Raw genomic sequence first — 4,076 nt, forward strand, 5'->3', positions numbered from 1 at the left:
AGGGCCTGCGCCAGCTGGCGGCGATCAACCACGCCAAGGCCCGCGCCCTGCGCGACGCCCTGGCCGCCGTGCCGGGGTCGAGATCCTCACTCCGCGCTTCTTCAACGAGTTCGCCATCCGCCTGCCGCGCGACGCCGCCGAGGTGGTCGAGACCCTGGCCGCCAACGGCATCATCGCCGGCGTGCCCTATTCGCGCCTTGCCCCGCGGCCGGCCTCGACGACGTGCTGCTGGTGGCGGTCACCGAGACCACGCCTGACAGCGACATCGCCCTCTTTTCCAAGGCCCTGAGCAAGGTGCTGGCCCAATGAGCATGAACACCGTCGGACGGCCGACCCGTCCCCGAAGTCGTGGCCCACGACTATGTCCACCCCACCCTGACCGGGGCGCGGGCCTGTTGCAGGACGAGGCTCTGATCTTTGAACGCGACGGTTGGGACAAGACCGGCGTCGATCTGGCCGACACCGATCCCTCGCTCAGCGACGACCTCGGCGATCTGGTCCGCGCCGCGCCGATCGGCCTGCCCGGCCTGTCCGAGCCCGAGGTGGTGCGCCACTATGTGCGCCTGTCGCAGAAGAACCACGCCATCGACCTGGCCCTCTATCCGCTCGGCTCGTGCACGATGAAGCACAATCCGCGCCTCAACGAGAAGATGGCCCGCCTGCCGGGCTTCGCCGACATCCATCCGCTGCAGCCGCAGTCGACGGTGCAGGGCGCGATCGAACTGATGGACCGCCTGGCCCATTGGCTGAAGACCCTGACCGGCATGCCCGCCGTGGCCCTGCCCCCCGAGCCCCAAGGCCGGCGCCCATGGCGAGCTGTGCGGCCTGCTGACCATCCGCGCCGCCCATGAGGCGGCCGGAAACGGTCACCGCAAGACCGTCCTGGCCCCGACCAGCGCCCACGGCACCAACCCGGCCACCGCGGCCTTCTGCGGCTATACCGTGGTCGAGATCGCCCAGACCGATGACGGCCGGGTCGACCTGGCCGACCTGGAGTCCAAGCTCGGCGACCACGTGGCCGCCATCATGGTCACCAATCCCAACACCTGCGGCCTGTTCGAGCGCGACATCGTCGAGATCGCCCGCCTGACCCACGCGGCCGGAGCCTATTTCTACTGCGACGGAGCCAATTTCAACGCCATCGTCGGCCGGGTGCGGCCGGGCGACCTGGGCGTCGACGCCATGCACATCAACCTGCACAAGACCTTCTCGACGCCGCACGGCGGCGGCGGTCCGGGCGCGGGTCCGGTGGTGCTCAGCGAAGCCCTGGCGCCCTTCGCACCGACCCCCTGGGTGGTGCATCACGCCCACGGCTATGAGCTGGTCGAGCACGCCACGGGCCCCGCCGGCCAGGCCTTTGGCCGCATGAACGCCTTCCATGGCCAGATGGGCATGTTCACCCGCGCCTATGCCTACATGCTCAGCCACGGCGCCGACGGCCTGCGCCAGGTCGCCGAGGACGCCGTACTGAACGCCAACTACATCAAGGCCCGCCTCAGCGACCTGATGACGCCCGCCTTCCCGGACGGCCCCTGCATGCATGAGGCCCTGTTCGACGACAGCTGGCTGGAGGGCACCGGCGTCACCACCCTCGATTTCGCCAAGGCGATGATCGACGAGGGCTTCCACCCGATGACCATGTACTTCCCGCTGGTGGTGCACGGCGCGATGCTGATCGAGCCGACCGAAACCGAGAGCAAGCAGGAGCTGGACCGGTTCATCATCGCCCTGCGCGCCCTGGCCGTGGCGGCGAAAGCCGGCGATGTCGAACGCTTCAAGGGCGCCCCCTATCATGCGCCGCTGCGGCGTCTGGACGAAACCCTTGCGGCCAGAAAGCCACGCTTGAGGTGGAAACCTGTGGCTATCGCGCCACTGGCGGCGGAATAGGCGGCGACACCCCTATCATTGGGGGGGAGGGGCGCCTTTACGCGGGGCGCCCCGTCCTCATATCGGGCTCGTGAACCGAGAGTCGGCCTTTTGCCGGATCAAACGGCGCGCATTGTCCGTTAGCTCCTGTCATGACCTTTACCCTCCCCATGCCCTCCGTGCGCTTCTCCGCCGCCGATGAACTCACCAGGGATCTGGTGGGTCGGGGGCTGCGCATCGTGCTGGTCGTGCTCGGCCTGGTGTTCATCGCCGGCGGCGCGCTCATCGCCCCCCTGCCCGGCCCCCTGGGCCTGCCGCTGACGGTCATTGGCCTGATGCTGGTGCTGCGGAACTCGTTCAAGGCCCGCAAGCAGTTCGTCCGATTTCAGCACGCCCACCCCAAGCTGATCTTCCCGCTTCGCCGCCTGCTGCGCCGCGAGCCGGAGGTCTTTCCTGTGGCCTGGCAGCAGGTTCTGCGGGTGGAAAAGATCATCCTGCCTCCTCCGTGGCGCCGGGCCAAGCGTTGGCGTCGGGCGCTTCGGCGGCGTCGGTGACGCCGACCCTCGGCCTTCCGCGCCACGACCTTCCGGTTCGCTTCCGCCGTCGCCAGAGATTGGCGCAGTTGCTTCGGGACGGCTTCGCGCGCGCGCTGCGCATCGCGCTGATCGCCCTGGGCGGGGTCATCATCCTGGCCGGCGCGATCCTCACGCCCCTACCCGGTCATGTGGGTTTGCCGCTGCTGGTCATCGGCCTGATGATCGTCCTGCGCAATTCGTTCAGCGCCAAACGTCGGTTCATCCGCTGGCAGCGCCGTCACTCCAAGCTGGTCTTCCCGATCCGTCGCCTGATGCGTCGCGAGCCCGAAGTGATCCTGGTCTTCTGGCAACAGCTGCTACGCAGCGAAAAGCTGCTGATCCGCGGCGCCAAATGGCGGGTGCTCAAGCGCCTGCGCAAGCGCGGCAAGCGGGTTTGGCTTCGCAAGGAATAGGCCGTCGGTCGCGATGACCGACAACAAAAAAGGCGCGCTCCCAGGGGAGCGCGCCTTTTGTCATTTTGAACGGCCGATAGCCGCTATTGCAGCTTGCCGGCCATTTCGCCGATCGCGGCGTCGACCAGGGGGTCAGCGCCCTGGGCGGCCAGTCGGGCGACCAGGACCTGCTCGGTCAGGGCGGCGGCCAGATCGACGGCGGCGGCCTTGACGTCGGCCGTGGCCTGGGCCTCGGCCTGGGCGATCTTGCGTTCGGCCAGTTCGGCGCGGCGCTTGATCTGGTCGTCCAGCTTGATCTTGGCTTCGACGGCCAGGCGTTCGGCGTCCGCCTTGGCGGCGGCGAGCATGGCGACCGATTGACGCTCGGATTCCTCGCGGCTGGCGCGGATCGAGGCCAGCATGGCTTCGGCTTCAGCGCGGATCCGGGCGGCTTCGTCGAGGTTGGCCTGGATCTTGGCGGCCGTCTCGTCGAGCTTGCCGGCGATCAGCTGCGGGGCCTTGGCCCAGATGACGATCGCGATGAACAGGACCAGGCCGACGCCGACCCAGAACTCAGGGTTGGAGAGGCTCCAGAACTCGGCTTCAAAAAAGGCGGGCATCAGGCGGCTCCTCCGCGCGCGGCCAGGGCGGCCTTCATGTCGGCGGCCGAGGCGGACTTGCCGGTCAGCTTGTCGATGATGGCCATGGCCGTATCGCTGGCCACGGTCCCGACGCTGGCCATGGCCGAGTCGCGCATGGCGGCGATCCGGGTTTCGGCCTGGGCGAGTTGCGCGGCGAGCTTGACCTCTTCGGCGCCCGAGCGTTCGGCCGCTTCAGCGGCGGCCTTGGCGCGAGCGTCAGAGGCGACGCCCTGGGCCTTGGCGCGAACCTCGGCCAGATCGGCGGCGGCGGCCTTGGATTGCTCCATGGCCTCGGCCTGAACCTGACGCGCGGCATCGATCGCGCCGGCGATGGTGCTGGCGCGGCCGTCGATCACGCGCCGCATGCGCGGGGTGAAGACGCGCGCGACAAGCACGTAGAGAATTGCGAACAGCACCAGCAGGTAGGCGATCTGGCCGCCCCAGTGCTGGAACTCGAACTGCGGAAGACCGCCGGACTCGTGTTCGGCGCCCGTCGCCTCGTGCGTCGTGCCCGGCGCGGCGTGAGCCTCTGCGCCATGGGTCGGGACCGCCGGAGCGGACTGTGTGGATTCAGCCATTACCTAATATCGTCCGGTGAGGGG

4 protein-coding genes and 2 pseudogenes are annotated in these 4,076 nt (G+C 68.6%); 4 read left to right on the forward strand and 2 right to left on the reverse strand.

Annotation, left to right across the window (positions count from 1 at the left end; genetic code table 11):
• The 4 genes and pseudogenes from CSW58_RS11045 to CSW58_RS11060 form a co-directional block, all read left to right on the forward strand.
• Positions 1 to 309, forward strand: a pseudogene (locus CSW58_RS11045) (glycine dehydrogenase); the annotation flags it as partial.
• A pseudogene (gene gcvPB / locus CSW58_RS11050) lies at positions 306 to 1,887 on the forward strand (aminomethyl-transferring glycine dehydrogenase subunit GcvPB). The pseudogenes CSW58_RS11045 and gcvPB, both read left to right, overlap by 4 nt.
• Positions 1,888 to 2,018: 131 nt before the next feature.
• Complete coding sequence (locus CSW58_RS11055; RefSeq protein ID WP_099447322.1) at positions 2,019 to 2,420, forward strand: hypothetical protein; 402 nt, start codon at positions 2,019 to 2,021, stop codon at positions 2,418 to 2,420.
• Positions 2,417 to 2,854 carry a hypothetical protein gene (locus tag CSW58_RS11060; protein ID WP_369825164.1) on the forward strand — a complete coding sequence of 146 codons (438 nt, stop codon included), beginning with the start codon at positions 2,417 to 2,419 and terminating at the stop codon, positions 2,852 to 2,854. Before CSW58_RS11055 ends, CSW58_RS11060 begins: the two co-directional genes overlap by 4 nt.
• 83 nt (positions 2,855 to 2,937) lie before the next feature.
• Here CSW58_RS11060 and CSW58_RS11065 read toward each other — a convergent pair whose 3' ends face one another.
• Both CSW58_RS11065 and CSW58_RS11070 read right to left on the reverse strand, forming a co-directional pair.
• Positions 2,938 to 3,453 carry a F0F1 ATP synthase subunit B gene (locus CSW58_RS11065; protein WP_099447323.1) on the reverse strand — a complete coding sequence of 172 codons (516 nt, stop codon included), beginning with the start codon at positions 3,451 to 3,453 and terminating at the stop codon, positions 2,938 to 2,940.
• Positions 3,453 to 4,052 (reverse strand): hypothetical protein, encoded by a 600-nt coding sequence (locus CSW58_RS11070; protein ID WP_099447324.1) that lies wholly within the window; start codon positions 4,050 to 4,052, stop codon positions 3,453 to 3,455. The genes CSW58_RS11065 and CSW58_RS11070 overlap by 1 nt, the downstream gene beginning before the upstream one ends.
• Between the last annotated feature and the right edge of the window lie 24 nt (positions 4,053 to 4,076).

The organism is Caulobacter sp. B11, assembly GCF_002737765.1.
GTDB lineage: Bacteria > Pseudomonadota > Alphaproteobacteria > Caulobacterales > Caulobacteraceae > Caulobacter.

What these genes read in the sequence shown, in the direction of transcription:
- CSW58_RS11055 (WP_099447322.1), top strand. Translation starts at nt 2,019, where the DNA reads ATGACCTTTACCCTCCCCATGCCCTCCGTGCGCTTCTCCGCCGCCGAT.
- CSW58_RS11065 (WP_099447323.1), bottom strand. Translation starts at nt 3,453, where the DNA reads ATGCCCGCCTTTTTTGAAGCCGAGTTCTGGAGCCTCTCCAACCCTGAG.
- CSW58_RS11070 (WP_099447324.1), bottom strand. Translation starts at nt 4,052, where the DNA reads ATGGCTGAATCCACACAGTCCGCTCCGGCGGTCCCGACCCATGGCGCA.